This window comes from Arthrobacter sp. TMS2-4 (genome assembly GCF_054511075.1).
In genome coordinates, this window is the sequence record NZ_JBTNDI010000002.1 from 47,156 (window position 1) to 65,513 (window position 18,358).

The 18,358-nt window shown below is 70.5% G+C and carries 18 protein-coding genes; 6 read left to right on the forward strand and 12 right to left on the reverse strand.

The features are described 5' to 3' along the window. Position 1: 1 nt before the first annotated feature. On the reverse strand, positions 2–829 hold the full coding sequence (locus tag ACX80F_RS03470) for a nuclease-related domain-containing protein (protein WP_459334996.1): 828 nt from the start codon (positions 827–829) through the stop codon (positions 2–4). A 268-nt stretch (positions 830–1,097) separates the two neighbouring features. Between ACX80F_RS03470 and ACX80F_RS03475 the strand changes: the two genes are divergently transcribed. Beyond that, on the forward strand, positions 1,098–1,676 hold the full coding sequence (locus tag ACX80F_RS03475) for a 3'-5' exonuclease (RefSeq protein ID WP_459334997.1): 579 nt from the start codon (positions 1,098–1,100) through the stop codon (positions 1,674–1,676). Between the two features lie 17 nt (positions 1,677–1,693). Here ACX80F_RS03475 and ACX80F_RS03480 read toward each other — a convergent pair whose 3' ends face one another. Next, positions 1,694–2,392, reverse strand: a complete 699-nt coding sequence (locus ACX80F_RS03480) for a helix-turn-helix transcriptional regulator (RefSeq protein WP_459334998.1) — start codon at positions 2,390–2,392, stop codon at positions 1,694–1,696. 73 nt (positions 2,393–2,465) lie between these two features. On the opposite strand from ACX80F_RS03480, the gene ACX80F_RS03485 reads away from it, so the two are divergent. Beyond that, positions 2,466–3,206 carry an alpha/beta fold hydrolase gene (locus ACX80F_RS03485; RefSeq protein WP_459334999.1) on the forward strand — a complete coding sequence of 247 codons (741 nt, stop codon included), beginning with the start codon at positions 2,466–2,468 and terminating at the stop codon, positions 3,204–3,206. A gap of 34 nt (positions 3,207–3,240) precedes the next feature. Here ACX80F_RS03485 and ACX80F_RS03490 read toward each other — a convergent pair whose 3' ends face one another. From ACX80F_RS03490 to ACX80F_RS03525, 8 genes are all read right to left on the reverse strand, one after another. Continuing rightward, on the reverse strand, positions 3,241–5,763 hold the full coding sequence (locus ACX80F_RS03490) for an AMP-binding protein (RefSeq protein WP_459335000.1): 2,523 nt from the start codon (positions 5,761–5,763) through the stop codon (positions 3,241–3,243). Beyond that, complete coding sequence (locus ACX80F_RS03495; protein WP_459335001.1) at positions 5,760–6,905, reverse strand: ABC transporter ATP-binding protein; 1,146 nt, start codon at positions 6,903–6,905, stop codon at positions 5,760–5,762. The genes ACX80F_RS03490 and ACX80F_RS03495 overlap by 4 nt, the downstream gene beginning before the upstream one ends. Beyond that, on the reverse strand, positions 6,902–8,602 hold the full coding sequence (locus ACX80F_RS03500; protein WP_459335002.1) for an ABC transporter permease: 1,701 nt from the start codon (positions 8,600–8,602) through the stop codon (positions 6,902–6,904). Before ACX80F_RS03500 ends, ACX80F_RS03495 begins: the two co-directional genes overlap by 4 nt. Next, positions 8,599–9,621, reverse strand: coding sequence for an extracellular solute-binding protein (locus ACX80F_RS03505; RefSeq protein ID WP_459335003.1), 1,023 nt, complete (start codon positions 9,619–9,621; stop codon positions 8,599–8,601). The genes ACX80F_RS03500 and ACX80F_RS03505 overlap by 4 nt, the downstream gene beginning before the upstream one ends. 103 nt (positions 9,622–9,724) lie before the next feature. Further along, positions 9,725–10,660 (reverse strand): ABC transporter permease, encoded by a 936-nt coding sequence (locus ACX80F_RS03510; protein ID WP_459335004.1) that lies wholly within the window; start codon positions 10,658–10,660, stop codon positions 9,725–9,727. Further along, complete coding sequence (locus tag ACX80F_RS03515) at positions 10,548–11,495, reverse strand: ABC transporter ATP-binding protein (protein ID WP_459335005.1); 948 nt, start codon at positions 11,493–11,495, stop codon at positions 10,548–10,550. Before ACX80F_RS03515 ends, ACX80F_RS03510 begins: the two co-directional genes overlap by 113 nt. A gap of 37 nt (positions 11,496–11,532) precedes the next feature. Continuing rightward, entirely contained in the window at positions 11,533–12,726 is a 1,194-nt protein-coding gene (locus ACX80F_RS03520) for a LolA family protein (protein ID WP_459335006.1), read from the reverse strand. Positions 12,727–12,892: 166 nt separating this feature from the next. Continuing rightward, positions 12,893–13,153: a GlsB/YeaQ/YmgE family stress response membrane protein gene (locus ACX80F_RS03525; RefSeq protein ID WP_459335007.1), complete on the reverse strand. Its 261-nt coding sequence runs from the start codon at positions 13,151–13,153 to the stop codon at positions 12,893–12,895. 178 nt (positions 13,154–13,331) lie between these two features. On the opposite strand from ACX80F_RS03525, the gene ACX80F_RS03530 reads away from it, so the two are divergent. The 4 genes from ACX80F_RS03530 to ACX80F_RS03545 all read left to right on the forward strand — a co-directional run bounded on the left by ACX80F_RS03530 (position 13,332) and on the right by ACX80F_RS03545 (position 15,655). After that, the gene (locus ACX80F_RS03530) at positions 13,332–13,868 is read left to right on the forward strand and encodes a PGPGW domain-containing protein (protein ID WP_459335008.1); all 537 of its coding nucleotides are present in this window, start codon (positions 13,332–13,334) and stop codon (positions 13,866–13,868) included. A gap of 121 nt (positions 13,869–13,989) precedes the next feature. Next, the gene (locus ACX80F_RS03535) at positions 13,990–14,514 is read left to right on the forward strand and encodes a DUF421 domain-containing protein (protein ID WP_459335009.1); all 525 of its coding nucleotides are present in this window, start codon (positions 13,990–13,992) and stop codon (positions 14,512–14,514) included. After that, positions 14,511–15,257: a hypothetical protein gene (locus ACX80F_RS03540; protein ID WP_459335010.1), complete on the forward strand. Its 747-nt coding sequence runs from the start codon at positions 14,511–14,513 to the stop codon at positions 15,255–15,257. Before ACX80F_RS03535 ends, ACX80F_RS03540 begins: the two co-directional genes overlap by 4 nt. After that, on the forward strand, positions 15,254–15,655 hold the full coding sequence (locus ACX80F_RS03545; protein WP_459335011.1) for a DUF1622 domain-containing protein: 402 nt from the start codon (positions 15,254–15,256) through the stop codon (positions 15,653–15,655). Before ACX80F_RS03540 ends, ACX80F_RS03545 begins: the two co-directional genes overlap by 4 nt. A gap of 24 nt (positions 15,656–15,679) precedes the next feature. Here the strand turns inward: ACX80F_RS03545 and ACX80F_RS03550 are convergent, their stop codons facing one another. Both ACX80F_RS03550 and ACX80F_RS03555 read right to left on the reverse strand, forming a co-directional pair. Continuing rightward, entirely contained in the window at positions 15,680–16,885 is a 1,206-nt protein-coding gene (locus tag ACX80F_RS03550; protein ID WP_459335012.1) for a ScyD/ScyE family protein, read from the reverse strand. A 186-nt stretch (positions 16,886–17,071) separates the two neighbouring features. Continuing rightward, positions 17,072–18,298: a helix-turn-helix domain-containing protein gene (locus ACX80F_RS03555; RefSeq protein ID WP_459335013.1), complete on the reverse strand. Its 1,227-nt coding sequence runs from the start codon at positions 18,296–18,298 to the stop codon at positions 17,072–17,074. Between the last annotated feature and the right edge of the window lie 60 nt (positions 18,299–18,358).

The following is an 18,358-nucleotide window of genomic DNA, read 5'->3' on the forward strand; positions in this document are numbered from 1 at the left end:
GTCAGAGCGGCAGCGCGCCCACGGCCGAGGCGAGGAAAGCCGTCGGCACGGCGAGCAGCCAGCCGATCCGCCGTCGTCGTGCCTGTTCCACCAGCCGGTGCAGCGCCTCGAAGGATCCGGCGACCTCCACGGGATCGCGGAGCTCCGACGGTGTACGCCGCCAGGTCGACGGCTGCGCTGCGGCCGCCGCCAGCAGGGCGACCTGCTGTGGCGTGTGGACGACTGGGCGCCGCGTGATCCAGCGCAGGAGTTGGCTCTCGGTGAGCACCGCGACGGACCTGTGCTTCTCCTTCACCGTGACCTGCTGCGCACCGACGACGACGATCGCGGCCTCCGCGGTGACGGCGTGGCGGACCGCTGCCGAGAGCAGCTTCCCGGCCCGGGCCGCCTCGTGCTCGGAGTTCCGGATGTAGGGGTGGCGCGTCCCGGCGACCAGGAAGGTGCCCTTCGCCGTCCAGATCTTCTGGCCCGGATGCCGCTTCGTGTTGAGGGTGAAGACGCCCGTGGGACCGATCACCACATGGTCGATGTCGGCGGACTTCTCGCCGACCGGTACGGCATGCAGGACCGTCCACTCCGGCCCCAGGGCGGCGAGGGTGCGCCCCACCGCGCGCTCGCCCAGTGCACCCCAGTACCAGGGGCGGCTCGCGGCGTCGAGCAGGTGGACGCCGAAGGCCCGGGCGACGACGCCCCGCGTGTCGCGGCTGCCGCGGACCTCGAGCAGTTCCTCCATCACGGACTGACCCGGGGCGCGCCCGCGCAGCAGGCCGAGGCCTTCGGGCTCGGTGTAGTCGGCATCGCTGTCCAGCGGTTCGACGGCAGCACTCATGGCATCGTCCTCGTGCACATCCGGGTCCCCGTTCGCCTACCGTTTCGCTCATGCATCGTGGCGATCGGGGCAGGCTGAGCCCCGCCCCGATCACCTCGAACCTATCGGTCGCGGTTCAAGGGCCGGTCACGGCGAGGCGCCGTTTGTCGGCAGGATTGCGTCAGCGTTTCCGCAGGCCATAGGGCGCTCCTTCGTGAGTGGCGAGTCCGAGGACGGCTAGGCTGTCCAGGGCCGTCCGAACGGGTGGTGATAGCTTCAGGGAGCAACAGTGCACGGTCTCAACTTCACGGCGATCGACTTCGAGACGGCGAACAGCAAGCGCGGCTCGGTGTGTGCTGTCGGGCTGGCGAGGGTGATGGACGGCGTCGTCGTCGAGTCCGTGTCCTGGCTGATCAAGCCGCCGCGCGCCGTCAGTCAGTTCTCCCCGATCAACGTCGGCGTCCACGGCATCCGCCCCGCCGACGTCCGCACGGCCCCGGGCTGGGCGGAGAGCCTGCGGCGCATCATGGATTTCTCCGGGGATAACCCGTTCGTGGCCCACAATGCGCCCTTCGACCGCTCCGTGCTGCGCGGCGCGTGTGCGGAGTCAGGGCTTGCAGCGCCGGAGAACCCGTTCCACTGCTCGGTCGTCCTCGCCCGCCGGCTCCTCGGCCTCGAGGTGAACAAGCTCCCCCACGTCGCGAAGGCCCTGGGCCTCGGCACCTTCCGGCATCACGACGCAGGCAGCGACGCCGAGATCTGCGCGGCCGCCGTCGTCGCGATCGCCCGCCGGCACGCGCTGCACTCCCTCGACGTGCTGTGGCCCACGGCGGGGCGGACGTCGTCGAACGGTGCCCGACGAACCTGAGAGATCGCCCGGGTGCCTCACCTGCCCAGGCCGTGTACCGGCCTGGCGTTTGCCGGCGGTGCTCCGACCTCGTGGATGCCATGGCCGCCGCACGCGGTCCTGGTGATGCCGGCCCGCTCGACCCGCGACACGGTGAACCATCGCATGGCGTTGCGCAGTCGACACCACCCGACGAGGTACCACTGGCCGTTCGTCGAGGCGAACAGCACGGGTTCGACATCGCGCGTGGTCGTGGTCCCGTCTCCCGATGTGTAGCGGATGCGGATCACTCGCTGCTCGGCCATCGCCTCCTCCAGAGCCGACCTGATGGCGCGCGAAGAAGCGGGAGGCGTGTCGACCCAGACGCGGTGGGCCAGCTCGTCAGCTCGTGCTCGGGTCCTGGGATCGAGGACGTCCAGGATCTTCCGGATCCCTGCTGTTGCCAGATCGGCGTAGGGGGCATCGGGTGCAGCGGACACCGCCGCCATGAGCGCCACGGCCTGCGCCGGGGACAGACTGACGGGCGGCAGGGACGCGCCCACCGCCAGTCCGTAGCCACCGCCCGGACCGGGGCGCGACCAAACCGGCACGCCGCTGCTCTCAAGCGCCGCGAGGTCTCTCTTGACCGTCCGCACCGACACGCCGAACTCTCTCGCCAACCGCTCGGCGGAAACCCCTCGCGCACCGCTGCGACGCAGCGTCTCAGAGAGGGCATGGAGCCGTTCCGTCCGCTTCACCGTTCAGACTTCGTCAATTTCATGACACAAATAGTGACATGCCCTTGTCCGTGGTGCCTGCAAGGGTGGTGTCATGACAACGACCACGAGCAGTCCGACCATCATTCTCATCGCCGGCCACTGGCTGGGCGCGTGGGCGTGGGACGACGTCCTCGAACATCTCAGAGCCGACCACTCCAGCGCAGTTGCGATGACACTGCCCGGTCTCGACGGGAACGACCCCGACCGTGCGGCCAGGACTCTCGACGATCAGACCGCAGCGGTCCTCGATCTCTTCGCCCGACTCGGGGTGTCCGAGGAGCAGCCCGCAACTCTCGTCGCCCACAGCGGGGCGAACGCCCCCGTCAGCCTGGTCCTCGACCGTCACCCCGAGCTCGTCCGACGGGTGGTCTGGGTTGACTCCGGCCCCATGGCGACGGGCAGCGCCTTCGCCCCGGACCTCCCGGAGGACGTGGAGGAGCTTCCGCTGCCGTCCTTCGACGTCCTCGGGCAGCAAGCGAGCCTCGAGGGCCTGACCGCGGAGGTCCTCGAACGTTTCCGGGCCCGGGCCGTCCCTGAGCCCGGCCCCGTGCTTCGCCAGACCGTCGAGCTCAGCAACGACTCCCGCCACGAGGTTCCCACCACCCTGCTGTGCTGCTCGATCCCGAGCGCCCAGGTGCTGGAGATGGCCCGCGCAGGCCATTCCATGTTCGCCGACGTCGCGAACCTCGAACACCTCGACGTCGTCGACCTCCCGACGGGGCACTGGCCCATGTGGAGCCGTCCCCGCGACCTCGCCTGGGCAATCCGGTCGGAGGCTTCCCGAACCGCCTGAACTGCACATACAGCCAGAAGGGCCCCGCCCGGCCCTACGCGTTGAGCTGCCGCTGCCGCCCGGTGCGTGCGCGCGACCGCGCGACGGCGATCGGCAGCCACCGGCAGAGGGCCCAGTAGCCCACCCCGACGGGAAGGGAGCCGACCACCGCGACGACCGGGCCGAAGGGCATCAGCACCGGGTAGACGAGCCAGTGCGTTAGGTAGATGTACAGCGACGCCGCGGCCAGCCAGCCGGTCACGCGGCGGAGGATCGAGGGCACGGGCAGGGCCGGCACCCACGTGATGAGCAGCAGCCCCACCACGATGGTCGCCTCGCGCAGCGGATGGTCGAAGAAGCCCGGCACGGTGAGCACGGCGAGGACGGACACCAGCAGGCGACGGCGGGTGTCGTCCGCCCGAGCGACCGCCCATCCGAGCATGAAGAGCCAGAACACGGGCAGGGGCTTGGGCAGTCCGGGATCCACGATGTCGTACCGGCTGAGCAGGGTGACCGCCAGGAGCCCGAGCGCGAACGCGAACGGCAGGCGGCGCTCGAGGCGGTGGAGCCAGGGGATTGCGAGCAGGGCCATGACGGCGATGAGCACGTAGACGAGCATCTCGACGAACCAGAAGTGCCACTCGCTCGTGACCTCCTGCGGCCCCACCATGCCGTTGAGCAGGAAGATGTTGGCCAGGCTGTAGTCGTCCGTGAGGACGTACGCGACCGCGATGAACGCCACGGACGGGACGACGATCCTCGCCAGGCTCCGGGCGTGGCGCCGCAAGCGTCCGGTCCGCGTCCCGGTGAGCTGGAACCGCGCGAAGTTGAAGCCGGCGATGACGAAGAGCAGGTGCGCGGTGTGGAACGTGAACAGCTCCACGTGGGCCGCGACGATGCACACGGTCGCGACCGCCCGCAGCACGATCGACGGCTCGAGGAAGGACACGAGCCGACGGCGCCGGCGGGGCTTGCCGCGGTCGGCCAGCTCGCCGACGGGCAGGAGGTGCCAGTTCGCGGGCAGTGGACCGAGAGCCGCTTCCAGCCGGACCGACAGCGCCACGTAGGAGAGCGAGTCGCCGTCGAGCGTGACGAACGTGTCCGTGGCCCGTACGTCCCGGCGGTCCAGGCACTCCGCGAAGATGCGCGCGACGTCGTCGGGGCCTTCCCGGCCGGACGGTTCATCCTGGGATGGGGCCGGAGCAGGGGCCGCGAGGCGGAGGACGGCGGGGTAGTCGATCTTGCCGGTGCCCAGCCGGGGCAGGTGCTCCACCAGGTGCAGTCCGACGGCGGCGCGGGGCAGCCCGAGATCGGCGGCGAGGACCTTCGCCAGCATGCCGGCGTCGTGCTCGCCCTCGACGGCGATCACCAAGCCATCGTCGTCGGAGCCGGCGACGGCCGCGACCGTCCCCAGGTCGGCGAGGATCCGCTCCACCTGCCCGAGGTCCACCCGCAGCCCGGCGATCTTCACGAAGCGGCTGCGGCGGCCAACCACCTCGTAGAGGCCGTTCGGGTCCCGTCGGGCGAGGTCGCCGGTCCGCAGTTCGTGCACCTCGCGCCCGAGCGCGAAGTCCTCGGGGCTCTCGGCGTAGCCGAGCATGACATTCGGGCCCGAGTAGACCAGTTCGCCGTGCGGCAGGCCGTCGACGGGGTCGATCCGGAAGGAGCCACCGGGGATCGGCACGCCGATGGTCTCCGGGTGCTCCGCCGCGAGGTCCGGCGGGAGGTAGGCCATCCGGGCGGTGGCCTCCGTGGCGCCGTACATGACGAACAGGTCCCAGCCCCGGCGCTGGCCGGTCTCCGCCCAGCGCCGGACCTTCTCCGGCGCGAGCCGACCGCCCGCCTGGGTCACGTAGCGCAGGCTCGGCAGGTCCATGTCCGCGAAGCCCACACGCTCCAGCAGGTCGAAGCTGTAGGGGACGGCCGCGAACGAGGTGGCGCTGCGCGCCCGGAAGAGGTCCCAGAAGCAGGGGTCGACGACGGACAGGTCCGTGAGCACGAGGCCAGCCCCGCGGGCGAGGTGGCTGTTGACCACGGACAGCCCGTAGCAGTAGGAGAACGGCAGGGTGGTGGCGGCGCGATCGTCCGGGCCGATGCCCAGGTACTCGGCGATGGACCGAGCGTTCTCCTCGAGATTCGTCCGGGACAACCGGACCAGCTTCGGGGACCCGGTGGACCCGGAGGTGCTGACCAGCAGCGCGAGCTCGGGGTGGAGTTCGTGCCGGGTGCCGGGCCGGCGCTCGTCGACGGCGAGGGAGCCGTCGGCGGTCCGGAGCACCACGTCGGGATCGTAGGCGGCGACGAGCGACTGGAATGCGGCGGGTTTGTCCGCCGGCACCAGCAGCAGCGGGTGGCCGGCCGTGACCGCCGCGAGGTACCCCACGAGGGTCCCGAGGTCGTTGCGGGCGGCGAGCAGTACGAGCCGACGCTCCGTGCCGAGGCGCACCACGACGTCGTCGACGCGCGCCGCGAGCTCGCGGTACGAGAGCACGCCGTCGGCGGTGAGGATCGCGGGCCGGCCGCCGTGGCGGGCGAGGTCCGTGAAGGTGGCTTCGGAGAGATGCGGGTCGATGCTCATGGGACCACCGGGGGTCGGGGGGCGTTGCGGGGCGGCGTCGTGACCGCGCGGTCGCCGACGAGGAGCGTGGGGGATGTGCCGGGGGCGACGGTCACGGTGACCGGCGTGCCGACGGGGTGGCGCACGTCGTGGCGCTGCCAGGACCGCAGCGTGCGCCCGGAGGCGAGCGTCACGTGGTGGAGCACGAACGCGCCGTGGTACTCCACGGCGGTGACGTGGGCGGTGGCCTCCGGGTCCGCGCGCAGGGCCACCTCGTGGGGCCGGAGGACGACATCGACGTCCACGTCGCTGTCCGCCCAGCCCGGGACGGTCGACACGACGCCGATCTCGCAGGTCAGCAGGGCGCGGTGCACGTGGGCAGGCAGGAAATCGGCGTCGCCCATGAAGGAGGCGACGAAGCGCGTGGCGGGCTGCTCGAAGACCTTCTCTGGCGCATCGGCCTGTTCGATCACGCCGTCGTGCAGAACGACCACGCGGGTCCCGACGGACAGGGCCTCCGTCTGGTCGTGGGTGACGAGCACTCCCGTGGTGCCGGTCTCCCGCAGGGCCGCCACGGTGTCGCGGCGCACCTGGGCGCGCAGCGACTCATCGAGGCTGGAGAACGGCTCGTCCAGGAGGACGACAGCGGGACGCGGCGCCAGCGCGCGGGCGAGGGCCACGCGCTGCTGCTCGCCGCCGGAGAGCTCGTGCGGATACCGTTCCGCGAGGTGCGCCAGCTGGACGAGGTCCAGGAGGTCGCCGACGCGCTTCCGGCGCTCGCCGCGCGGCAGCCGGTCGAGGCCGAACGCCACGTTCCGGGCGACGCTCAGGTGCGGGAAGAGGGCGTGGTCCTGGAACACGAGTCCGACGCGGCGGTTCTCTGGATTCACGAACCGGGTGCGGTCCGCGACGGTCTCGCCGGCGACGGTGATCCGTCCGGCGTCGGGCCGCTCCAGGCCTGCGACGAGCCGCAGCGTCGTCGACTTGCCGCACCCGGAGGGGCCGATGAGGGTCACGAGTTCCCCCGCGGGGATGGCGAGGTCGAGTGCCTCCACGCCGCGGGCGGATCCGTAGCGCTTGGTCACGGATTCGAGGGTGAGTGCCGGCGGGGCGCCCGCCGTGCCGGGACCGGCGGGTGGTGCGCTCTGCATCTGTGCGGTCACTGTCCTTCCTTTCCGGACGTGCTGCCGTGGACGTCGCGCCGCCGGGTCTGGCGGACGAGGACGAACACGGGGATGATGGCCGCCGCCACGATGACGAGGGCCGGTAGCGACGCCTTCTCCCAGAAGTTCTCGCGCGCCAGCTCGTAGACCCATACCGACGCCGTGGTGAAGCCGAAGGGACGCAGGAGCAGGACGATGGGCAGTTCCTTCACGGCGTCGATCACCACCAGCATCAGGGCGACGGCGACTCCCGGGCGGGCGAGGGGCAGATGGACCCGCCCGAGGATGCGCCGCGGGCCGGCCCCGAGGCTCAGCGCGGAGGCCGTGACGGTGGGGCTGATCTTCTCGAGGCTCGCGCTGACCGACTGGTAGGCGGGAGCGAGGAACCGGATCACGTAGGCGTAGAGGATGCCGGCCACCGAGCCGGTGACGATCAGCCCGGTGCCCCCGGGGACGCCGGCACGCTCCAGGGCGGTGTCGACGGCCGAGAAGGAGAGCAGGACCCCGGTGCCGATCACGGCGCCGGGCACCGCGTACCCGAAGGTGGTCAGCTGCGCGGCGAAGGAGACGACGCGTCCGCCGCCCATCCGGATCGCATGGCCGACACCGAGGGAGATGGCGACGCAGGCGATGGCGGCGATCGCCGCCACGATGAGGCTGTTGGTCAGGTATTCGACGAAGCGCGGGTCGGCGAGGAACCCGGCATCGGCGACGATCTGCCCGAACGCCCAGATCAGCAGTTGACCCACCGGGATGAGGAACCCGGCGGAGAGGGCGCCCGCGCAGGCGGCCGTCGCGGCCCAGGCGCGCGCGCCGTGCAGGCGCTCGGGCTGGAAGCCCTGCCGGCGTCCGCCCTGCTGGTGGTAGCGGGCGCGGCCCCGCAGCGCACGCTCGGCAGCCAGCACGGCCACGGCGAACAGCAGGACCAGGACGGCGAGCTGCGTCGCGGCGTGGAAGTTGAACGTGCCCTTCCAGACGAGATAGACGCCAACCGAGACGGTCTGCACGTTGAAGTACTGCACCGTGGCGAAGTCGGTGAGCGTCTCCATCATCACCAGGGCCAGTCCTGCGGCCAGGGACGGCCGGGCGAGCGGCAGCACCACGCGCCGCAGGGCCTGACCGCGCGTGGATCCGAGGGTGCGGGCGGCGTCGTACGTGCCGGAGGACTGCTCAATCAGTGCCGAGCGTGCCATCAGGTAGACGTACGGGTAGAGGGAGAGCGTCATCACGAGGATCGCGGCGGGCAGCGAGCGGACCTCGGGCACCCACACGTCCGTGCCGAAGACGGCCCGCAGGAGGGACTGCACGGGGCCGGCGACGTCGAACACGGACAGGAAGATGAAGCCGAGGACGTAGGCCGGCACGGCCAGGGGCAGGACGAGCAGCCACACCAGCAGGTCGCGCAACGGGAACCGGTAGGCGGTCACGAGCCAGGCGAGGCCCCCGCCCACCAGCAGTGCTCCCGCGCCGACGCCCAGCATCAGGGCGAGGGTGGTGAGGATCATCGGGACGAGGTCCCGGGGCGGGGCGGTGCTGCCGAGGCTGCCCAGACCGTCGAGAACGACCGCCAGGACGGGGGTGGCGACGACGACGGCGACGGTGACGACCAGCGTCGACCAGACCGGCCGGCCGACGCCGTACGTCCGGTAACGACGGCGGGGCGGCCGCGGCTCGGCGAGCGCCGCCGTGTCGGTCACTTGTATCCGGCCTCGGCGAGCAGGTCGACGGCGTCGGCGTTGAGCGTCCCGTAGGCCTCGGCGTTCAGCGGCATCCGCGTGAACTCGCCGAAGCCGGCGATGATCGGCTCGGGCGCGACGTCCGGATTGACGGGGAACTCGTGGTTGGCGTCGACGAAGGCGTTCTGCCCGTCGGTGGCGAGCCACTCGATGAGCTGCTGGGCGTCCTCCGCGTTGTCGGAGCCTTCGACCACGCCCGCGCCGGAGATGTTCACGTGGGTTCCCGCGCCCTCCTGGCTGGCCCAGTGCAGGTCCACGTTGAGGTCGGGGTTCTCCGCGAGGGTCCGGGCGAGGTAGTAGTGGTTGTTGATGCCGACGTCGCACGTGCCGGCGTCGATGGCCTCGAGCAGCAGGATGTCGTTGCTCATGATCGCGACGTCGTTGGCCACCCAGCCCTGGACGATCTCGAGGGCCCGCTCCCGGCCGTGGAGGTTGATCAGGCTGGCCACGAGGGACTGCGTGTAGGCGGAGGTGGCGTCCCGCATGCACAGACGGCCCTTCCACTGCGGGTCGGCGAGGCCCGCGTAGGTGTCGGTCGCGTCGAAGGCGGCCGGGTCCACGGCGTCGGGGTTGAACGTGACGGTCCGTGCACGCAGGGCGAGCCCGTACCAGCGGCCCTCGGCGTCGCGCAGATCGTCGGGGACGGCCTCGTCGAGCACCGCGGAATCGGTCGCGGCGAGTTCGCCCTGGCGCGCGCCGTTCCAGAGGTTGCCGGCGTCGACCGTCATGAAGACGTCCGCGGGCGTATCGTCGCCTTCGGCCTTGAGGCGCTCGAGCAGCTCGGCGTCGTCACCGGTGATGAACTCGACGGTGATGCCCGTCTCGTCGGTGAACTGCCCGAACGCACCCTCGAGGTCGTAGTGCCGCGCCGAGTAGATCTGCAGATCGGCCGAGTCGCCGCCGATGGCGCTGCACCCCGTGAGGATCGAGGTCAGGGCGGTCAGGCCGACGAGGGTCTTCGTCAGGGGGCGCGGGTGCATCAGGGTCTCGTCTCAGGCGGTGGGGGAGGTGTCCGGAGGGCACTGCCTCCATGGGAAAGGGTAGCCTAATCTAACTCGTCCGGGCCATTCGGCGTGACGGCCGTCAGCTGAGGATGTCCTTCGTGCTGAACCGGCCGTAGGCGAGGCTCCCGAACACCGCGATGTAGCCGGCCTGGAGCAGGGCGTTGTCCAGGAAGCTGTTCCAGACGAGCGGTTGCCGCAGGAAGTCGGCGAAGCCGAGCCAGTAGTTGGTGAACAGCCAGGGGTGGAGCCACTCGAGCTGGGGAAGGGCGCCGAGGATCTGCGCGACGGCGGCCAGTGCGGCCGTGGCGGCCATCGCGCCGACCGGGATGGTGGTCAGCGTGGAGATGAACAGGCCGATGGCGCTGAGTCCCATGAGCGACACCGTCACGTACAGCGCGAGCAGCAGCAGTCGGCCGAAGTAGCCGACGATGCCCACGGTGTCCCCCGACAGGAGCGTCACCGGGCCCACGGGGAACAGCAGCGCGCCGATGATCGCGCCGGTGACCACGACCGTCAGGGTCGCGACGAGGCAGAACAGCGCAGCCCCCGCGTACTTCACGAGCAGCAGCCGGAGGCGTCCGGCCGGGGCGACGAGCAGGTACCGGAGCGTGCCGAGATTCGCTTCGCCCGCGATCGTGTCACCGGCGACGACGCCGATGGTCAGCGGGAGGAACAGGGGGATGGCCACGGTCAGCGCCGTGAGGGAGACGAACAGCCCGTTCTGGGTGATGCTGTCGAGGAACGCCGGGCCGCGTCCGCTGCCCGAACCGTCGGAGGACACGCGGACGACGACGGCGATGAGGATGGGGATCAGGGCCAGCGCCCCGATCATCGCCCATGTGCGCAGCCGCCGGAACAGGATGGTGATCTCCGACAGGACGAGTGAGAGGCCCAGTGACCGTTCAGCCGGCAACGTCGAACCCCTCCCCGGTGAGGGCGACGAAGCGGTCCTCGAGTGAGGCCCCGCTCGCCTCGAAGCCGCGGACCCGCACGTCGGCGCGGACGAGGGCGGCATTGACGGACTCGGGCAGGAGCCCGGGGACGGCCAGCTCGGCGGCGACGACGTCGTCACGGCCGTGGGGTTCGGGGTGGAGGCCCAGACCGGAGAGGACCCGGCGGGCGTCGGCGACATCCGGCGTGGTGACGCGCACCCGGACGGTGCCTTCGGCGCGCAGCTCCTCCAGGGAACCCTGGGCCACGAGTCTGCCCGCGCTCATCACCGCGACCATGCTGCACATCTGTTCCACCTCGGCGAGCAGGTGGCTGGAGACGAAGATGGTGGTGCCGTCGTCGGACAGGGACCGGATGAGGCTGCGCACCTCGCGGGTGCCCTGCGGGTCGAGGCCGTTGGTGGGTTCGTCGAGGATCAGCAGGTCCCGTGGGGCGAGCAGCGCATTGGCGATGCCGAGGCGCTGTTTCATGCCGAGCGAGTAGGCGTGGGCCCGCTTCGTCGCCGCATGGCTGAGGCCCACGCGCTCGAGGGCGGCGTCCACGCGCCGGTTCCGGGTGGCCGGGGAGGTGTGGCGGTCGGCGGCGTCGAACCGCTGCAGGTTCGCCCTCCCGGAGAGGAACGGATAGATGGCGGGGCCTTCGACGAGGGCTCCGACGCGCGGCAGGACGGAGCGTGCCTCCTTCGGCATGTCGCCGTCGAGCAGGCGGATGTCCCCGCTGGACGCCTCGGCGAGGCCCAGGAGCACGCGGATGGTGGTCGTCTTCCCGGACCCGTTGGGGCCGAGGAAGCCGAAGACCGTGCCGCGGGGGACAGCGAGGTCGACGCTGTTCACGGCCTTCTGGCGACCGAACACCTTGGTCAGTCCGCGCGTCTCGATCGCGAACCCGCCGGCACTCACCTGCGGACCCGCAACGGGTGAGAGGGAGCCCTGCGGATCACCGCTGGGCTGCGGCGACGAGCTGGTCCACGCCGACGGCGCCTACGAGGATGCGGCCGTCATCGGTGACGAGCACCGAGACGAGGGAGGTCTGCAGTGCGCTGCCACCGTCCACCTCGGTAAGGGCCTGGTCCAGTAGCGCCTGGGCCCCGGCGACCTCCTGGGGGTCCATGCCGGGCTTGATGTCCATGATGTCGGCCATTCCGGCAGCATCGCCGGTGCCCGGGGCGACCCCGAGCTTCGCCGCGGTGCCCGCCGGCAGCTCCACGATGGTGCTCCAGCCTTCGCCGAGGACCACCGGCTCGCTCGGTGCCGCAGGGTGGTCCTTCGCCTCCATGCGAACCTTGGCCTCCTCGGCCGTGGGTGCCTCGGTGACGGTGGCGTCCGCCGGCGGCGTGAAGTCGAAGATGCCGGCGTCGGGGGTGCTGAAGTCGACGGCGCTGAAGCCTGCCTGGAACGCGGCCTCCTCCTGGCCCTTGGCCTGCACGGTGACGCTGAGCGGAACGCCGGTCTCGGAGTCCACGGCGACGGCGATGGAGCCGATCAGGGTGGTGGTGTCCTCGGGGGTCAGCAGCAGCTCGTATGCGCTGCGGCCGGCCACGCGGCTGGTGCCGTCGACGGTCACCTCGGTGGTCGGGTCGATCTCCGCGAGGAACGCCTCGGCGAGCTCGGCAGGGGTCCGGGGCACGTTCTGCAGCTCGGGGTACTCCACGGACTTCTCCTGGAGCTTCGCCTCGAGCTCCGCCGTCGCGGACGCGCGGTCCGGCAGGGCGGCGTGCACCGCCTCGTTGGTGCTCGAGTCGTAGAACCAGACGTCGTCCTGATTGACGACGACGTCGCGCTGGGCGAGCTGGTCGAGCACCTGGACGCGGGCCCGGTCGGGACCGTCGACGTAGACCTGCGCGGTGTGGTCGGCGGTCAAGAGCTCGAGCGCGGTGGAGGTGGGGTCCGAACTGGACGTCCCGCCCGGAGGTGTGGCCATGCTGATGTCGGGCAGTCCGAGGTCGGCGGACTGTTCGACGGTGCCGGAGTAGGCGTCGTCGGTGCTGGTGGCCACGAACTCGAGCAGCTCCTGCGCGGTCTTCGCAGGGAGCTCCGGTTGAGCCTCGGCGACGGCGGAACCACTCACGGCAGCGGTGACGATGACGACCGGGACGATGCCGGCGGGGAGCCAGCGCCAGTTCCTGTTCATGATTGAGCCTTCCGAACGAATCTGTGCCCCATCTGCCGACTACGCTACACCTGCACGCTGGACGTTCTATGGGCGCGCGTACTGGGTGAACGAGCGACAGGGCCAGGGCGTGCCGGGTACGAAAAAAGGGGCGGCCGGGGCCGCCCCTTCAGTTCGCCGTGAGGAATCAGCGGGTGACGCGACGACGGCCCATGAGGCTCTCGGCGACGCCGATCAGGAGCACGGCGGCGATGACCGAGAAGATGAAGCCGAGCACGTTCAGTTCCATGATCTGTCCGGTGCCGAGGAAGCTCGCGATGGTGCCGCCGATGAGCGACCCGACGATCCCCAGCAGCAGCGTGGCGATGAGGCCGAGGTTCTGCTTGCCCGGCTTGATGAGGCGGGCGAGTGCGCCGATGATGAGGCCGGCGATGATGAATCCGATCATGATGAATCTCCTTCTGGGGCCCGCGCTGCGCGGGAAGTATGGGGTCCTGCCGGTCCGGACGTCCTGCCAGCGGTGAGCCGGGCGGTGTGGCAAGCCCGGCGTACGCGGCCGTGGTCCTTGCCTCCGGCGTCTATGGGTATCCATCATAGAGGAATGCAAAGCCTACTGAGTAATCCGGATGCGTCGACCTAGGCACCGGAGGACGTCGAAAGGCTCCACGTCCGCGGGACGGACCAGGCCCCAGGGTGCCCGCAGGGTTCTCGGCCTCGCGGTCGGATGGCTGCTGGTGCTGATCGGCCTCGCCGCCCTCGTCCTTCCGGGGCCGGGGCTGTTGGCCCTGGTCGCGGGCCTCGCCGTGCTCGCCCAACAGTACGACTGGGCGCGGCGATGGCTCCGGCCTGTCAAGGCGAAGGCCTTCGCGGCAGCCGCGCGGGGGGTGAGGACCAGGCCCAACATCGCCCTCAGTTTCTCGGGTGCCCTCGGGCTGATCCTGCTCGGCGTCCTGTGGGGAGTCCAGCCCGCGGCGCCCGGGTGGTGGCCCGTGAGTGCCGCCTGGTGGATCCCGGGTGGCTGGAGCGTCGGTTCGGGACTCGCCCTGTCCGGCGTGCTCGCCGCCCTGTTCATCGTGTACAGCATCCGCCGCTTCCGTCCGCAGCGCGAAAAGTCACCGGAGCGTATCGATCCGGGAACCCGGTGGAATCGAGTGAATCACTAAGCGTACTGTCGAAAGGGTGCCCGGCCGTGTTCGGACCTGGCAGACGATCGAAGGAGTTTTCACGATGAACGTCACCGCCCTGTCCGAGACCCCGTCCTCCTCGATGGCGTAGGGGGCGCTCATGTGGTTCGACTCCTGGGCAGATGTTCTCCGGGTCCTCATCGTGGGTGCGGTCTCCTATGCCACGCTCGTCATGGTGCTCCGGCTGTCGGGCAAGCGGACCCTCGGCCAGCTCAACGCGTTCGACTTCATCGTCACCGTGGCCCTCGGGTCGACCCTCGCGACGATCCTGCTCAGTTCCGACGTCGCATACGTCGAGGGCCTCGCGGCCCTGGCGCTGCTGGCGGGCCTCCAGTTCGTGGTGGCATGGATCTCGGCGAGGTGGCCCGGCGCACGCGGCGTCGTGACGGCGGAGCCGGTCGCGCTCGTGGTGGACGGGCAGCTGCAGGAGGAGGAACTGCGCCGCAACCGGCTGACGGAGTCCGAGGTGTTCCAGGCCGTGCGGGGCACCGGTTCCGGCGACCTGTCCTCCGTGGCCGCAGTGGTGCTCGAGACCAACGGGAAGATCAGCGTGATCCCCGCCGGCAAGCTCGGTAGCGGCTCGGCGCTGGCGGGGATCCGCGGCTACCCGGGGAACTCGCGATGAGTTCGACGACGGCGGGCGGCGACCGCACCGGGCTGGAGCGGGCCGAAGCAGTGGCCGCGAGACTCGACAGGCCGATGGGCGTCCTCGGCGTGATCTTCCTTTTCGTCGTCCTGGGGCAGCTTCTCGCGACGAACGCCGGCATGATCACGACGTTCACCGTGGTCGGCTGGGTCTTCTGGGCCGTCTTCGTCGCGGAGTTCCTGCTGCGCGCCTACATCGCAGGATTCAGCAGGGCGTTCTGGACGAAGAACTGGTGGCAGGTGGTGTTCCTCCTCGTGCCCTTCCTGCGGTTCTTCCGTGCCCTGCAGGCGCTGCGCTTCGTGCGCCTCGCCCGGTTCGCCCGCTTCGGAGGCATCGTTTCCGCGGGCGTCCGGGGTTCCCGGTCGGCCGGTCGGCTGCTCTCGAGCCGTATCGGCTGGCTCGCGGCCGTGACCGCCGTCGTCATCCTGGCCTCGAGCCAGCTGCTGTATGCGACCGGGACCCATGATTCCTACGCGGACGCCCTCTTCGAGGCGGCCATGGCGACGATCACGGGATCGGGACTCACCCCGGAAAGCGCGTTCGCGCGCATCCTGCAGGTCCTGCTCGCGGTGTACTCGGTGGCCGTCTTCGCGACGCTCGCGGGGTCGCTCGGAGCGTTCTTCCTGCGCGGAGCCGATCCGGCGCCGGGAACCACCGGGCCGGTTGTCGGCGCGGGAGCCGACGACGCCGGCGCGGCTTCTCCGACCCGAGGTGCGCGATGACCTTCCATGAAGGCATGGAACTCACGGGCAAGGCGGTCGACGCCGCCGGGGTGGCCGCGATCGTCATCGGGGCGATCGTGGCCACCCTGATCGCAGGCATGGCCCTGCTGCGCCGGCACGGCGAGGACGGCATCTACAGCCGGTACCGCCAGCGGCTCGGCCGGTCGATCCTGCTGGGCCTCGAACTGCTCGTGGCCGCCGACATCATCCGGACCGTGGCGGTGACGCCGACCTTCGAATCGGTCGGCGTCCTCGCGCTGATCGTGCTGATCCGGACCTTCCTGAGCTGGTCCCTCGAACTGGAGATCAGTGGGCGCTGGCCGTGGCAGAAGGAGGCACGGGGCACCGCCGACACGTCATCCGCCCCTTCGCCCACAGAACGCGGGCAGGAGGGCTGACCCGAGGCACAACAGTCGACGGGATCACCGATGGCTGTAGTGCAGACGGGTGCGCTCCAGGATGCCCTCAGGAGCGGGAGGAGCAGTCCCGGGGCCGGGCTCGGCTCCGGCGTCGTCCGGCACGGCGTTGACGGTCGCATAGAGGTACTTGCCGTCGAGCTCGACGTCCGCAGGCCGCACGACCTCACGGAGAGGCACCGCTTCCCCGGTCCCCGCCGTGATGACGGAGATCCTGTTGGCGAACAGCTCGGCGACGAAGATGTTGCCGCGGCGGTCTACCGCAAGCCCTGTCGGCGAGGTCAGGCCGGAGGCGACGAGTTCCACGTCGCCCGATCGGGGATCGAAGCTGCGCACCGACCCGAGCGTCGGGTCCTCGGGAATCCCGGGCAGCGACGTCAGGTACAGGAGTCCGTCCGGACCGAACTCGATGTCCGTGGGGACGGGCTCCGAGTTGTAGGTGGAGCCGAGAACACACTGCGGCAGCTCGATCTGTTGCTGTTCCTTGAGCGACGCGAGGAGTTCTGGCGTGGCCAGCGTGGGCACCGGTTCGAGGACCGTCGCGTCGACCGTCTCGTGCCGCGTGTCCACGGTCCAGATGACGTTGGCCCCGGCATCGGCGACGTACACATAGCGCCCCGAGTGGGTCACCGCTGTGGCATAGGGGTGGGAGTACTCATCACCTCCATGCGGGAGCAGGAAGGGGAGCAGCTCCCCGGGGAGCTTCTCCTCGAGTTCTGCTGTGCAGTTCTCTGTGAGGTCCTGGAACCCGTACTTGTTGTCGGCGTCGTAGTTGTTCTCCGTCTCGAGCGCGGCGAGGTCCGCGAGCACGCGCGGTTCGCCCCTCTCGAGGACGCTGAGGTTCGCGACGAACGGAGCGTCAGGGCTGTCCGGTCCGCCCGCACTCTCGGTGAAGTAGACGCGGCCCTTGGTGGTCGACACGCCTCCGATCTCGATGCCGGGGCTGGTGAGGAGCGTGGTTGCGGTTCCGTTGCGGTCCACGCTGGTGAGTTGGCCTGCGAAGTTCTGCGAGACGTAGGCGGTGTTCCCGCGGCCGATGCCTACGCGGAGCGGACCGGCGAGTCCCCTCGCGAGTGTGGTGGTCTCGCCGACCGACACGTGGTCGCTGCGGTGTGACGGGACGGTCACCGGGGACGCCGTGGCGGCGCCGGCGGTGGACAGGAGGGCGACGGCGAGAGCCGTCGCCACGATGGGCGTGGTTCTACCTTGCATGATGGATGTCCTAGGGGTGCGGTTCATGTGCGAGATGCGGTGACCGGCCCCAGCACCGAGAAGCGGCGGGTGAGCCGCTTTTCGACGAGCGCAGCCCTGATGCCCAGGGTATTCGCGCACCTGCCATGGTAGGACTGCACCCGAGGACTGTCGACGGTCTCACGACCCCAAAAAGGGCGGTACCGATCAGCGGGGGAGGTCCCGGACCTGGTCCATGAGTTCGCGGGCCTTCTCGTCCGCTCCGGCGTCGGAATGCAGCTTCGCCGCGGCGGTCAGGTGGTGGGCGGCCTGCTTCGGGGACCGGCGTCCCGCGTAGTACAGGCCGAGGCTCTCCTCGAGGTCCGTTTCCGACTCGAAGTCGAGGAGGTCCCGCTGGTCGATCAGTTGTTTCAGCAGCTCCTCGGCGGCGTCGAGGTCGTCGGTGAGGAGGGCGAGCCGGGCCTGAGCGAGCGCGAGCTCCAGTCGCTGGGTCTCTGTGCCTACGAGCTGGAACCCGAGCGCCGCGTTCGCGAGCGAGGTCCGGACCGAGTCGTCCACGAGGCCCGCGAGCAGCTTGTAGCCGGCGCTCGCCCGGTGGAACTCCGTCCAGGCCTGCAGGTCCGCCTGCGGGAGCAGCAGCTCGCTCGCGAGCGCGTAGTACTTCTCGCCGACCTCCGCGTCCCCGCGTCGGAAGGCGACATTGCCGATCGCCCAGGCACCGCGCGCGATGAGGAGCGACGGAGCGGGCGAGGTCCCGTCGGTGATGTCCAGGCTCGTCGCCACGTCCCACGCCTCGTCCAGCTCGCCCTTGACGGAGAGGGCGGCGATGAGGATGAAGGCCGCCTGCAGGCGGGCAGGCGCGTGCTCCGGCAGTGCGGCCGCGCACTCCACCGACCGACGCGCGAGCTCCACCGCTTCGACCAAGCGTCCCGTGTTCCGGGCAATGGTGGACAACCGCCCCTGGACGGCCGACCGCAGCTCGGGTGTGGGCGCCATCAGCGACGACCGGTCCATGGCCAGCAGGACGTTCTCCGCCTCGTCGAGCCGGCGCAGTTCGATCAGCGACTGGGCCTGGAGCATGGACATGTCCCACCACGCCGGAGCGTTCCGCTGCTCGTAGGCGATGCTCGCGGCGTGCGCGGCCTCGGAGGCCGTCAGGGCGTGGTCGTGGAGGTCGCGCGCATAATTCGCGGCGAACATCGCGGTGGTGAGGCCCGCCTGATCGTCGGCCGGTGGCTGCTCCACCCACCAGCTGAGGGTCCGCGGGTCCATGCCGAGCCGCGCTGCGAGATGCTGCACCATGTCGGGTGTGGGCTGGCGCAGTCCGCGCTCGAGGAGGGAGACGAAATGGGTCGAGTAGACGCCGTCGCCCAGTTCAGCGTGTGTGAGTCCCGCGGTGGTGCGCGCCTGGCGCAGCATGTCGCCGAATCGCATGTGGTTCATCCCCCATCGAAAGCGGCCACGTCGGCCTGCTCCCAGCGAAGACCCGTTCCG

Bases quoted from the DNA above. Each gene is read 5' to 3' on its own strand.
- ACX80F_RS03470 (WP_459334996.1), bottom strand. From the start codon at position 829: ATGAGTGCTGCCGTCGAACCGCTGGACAGCGATGCCGACTACACCGAG.
- ACX80F_RS03485 (WP_459334999.1), top strand. From the start codon at position 2,466: ATGACAACGACCACGAGCAGTCCGACCATCATTCTCATCGCCGGCCAC.
- ACX80F_RS03490 (WP_459335000.1), bottom strand. From the start codon at position 5,763: ATGAGCATCGACCCGCATCTCTCCGAAGCCACCTTCACGGACCTCGCC.
- ACX80F_RS03505 (WP_459335003.1), bottom strand. From the start codon at position 9,621: ATGCACCCGCGCCCCCTGACGAAGACCCTCGTCGGCCTGACCGCCCTG.
- ACX80F_RS03510 (WP_459335004.1), bottom strand. From the start codon at position 10,660: ATGCCGCCCTCGTCCGCGCCGACGTGCGGGTCCGCGGCTTCGAGGCGA.
- ACX80F_RS03520 (WP_459335006.1), bottom strand. From the start codon at position 12,726: ATGAACAGGAACTGGCGCTGGCTCCCCGCCGGCATCGTCCCGGTCGTC.
- ACX80F_RS03525 (WP_459335007.1), bottom strand. From the start codon at position 13,153: ATGATCGGATTCATCATCGCCGGCCTCATCATCGGCGCACTCGCCCGC.
- ACX80F_RS03530 (WP_459335008.1), top strand. From the start codon at position 13,332: ATGCGTCGACCTAGGCACCGGAGGACGTCGAAAGGCTCCACGTCCGCG.
- ACX80F_RS03535 (WP_459335009.1), top strand. From the start codon at position 13,990: ATGTGGTTCGACTCCTGGGCAGATGTTCTCCGGGTCCTCATCGTGGGT.
- ACX80F_RS03540 (WP_459335010.1), top strand. From the start codon at position 14,511: ATGAGTTCGACGACGGCGGGCGGCGACCGCACCGGGCTGGAGCGGGCC.
- ACX80F_RS03545 (WP_459335011.1), top strand. From the start codon at position 15,254: ATGACCTTCCATGAAGGCATGGAACTCACGGGCAAGGCGGTCGACGCC.
- ACX80F_RS03550 (WP_459335012.1), bottom strand. From the start codon at position 16,885: ATGCAAGGTAGAACCACGCCCATCGTGGCGACGGCTCTCGCCGTCGCC.
- ACX80F_RS03555 (WP_459335013.1), bottom strand. From the start codon at position 18,298: ATGCGATTCGGCGACATGCTGCGCCAGGCGCGCACCACCGCGGGACTC.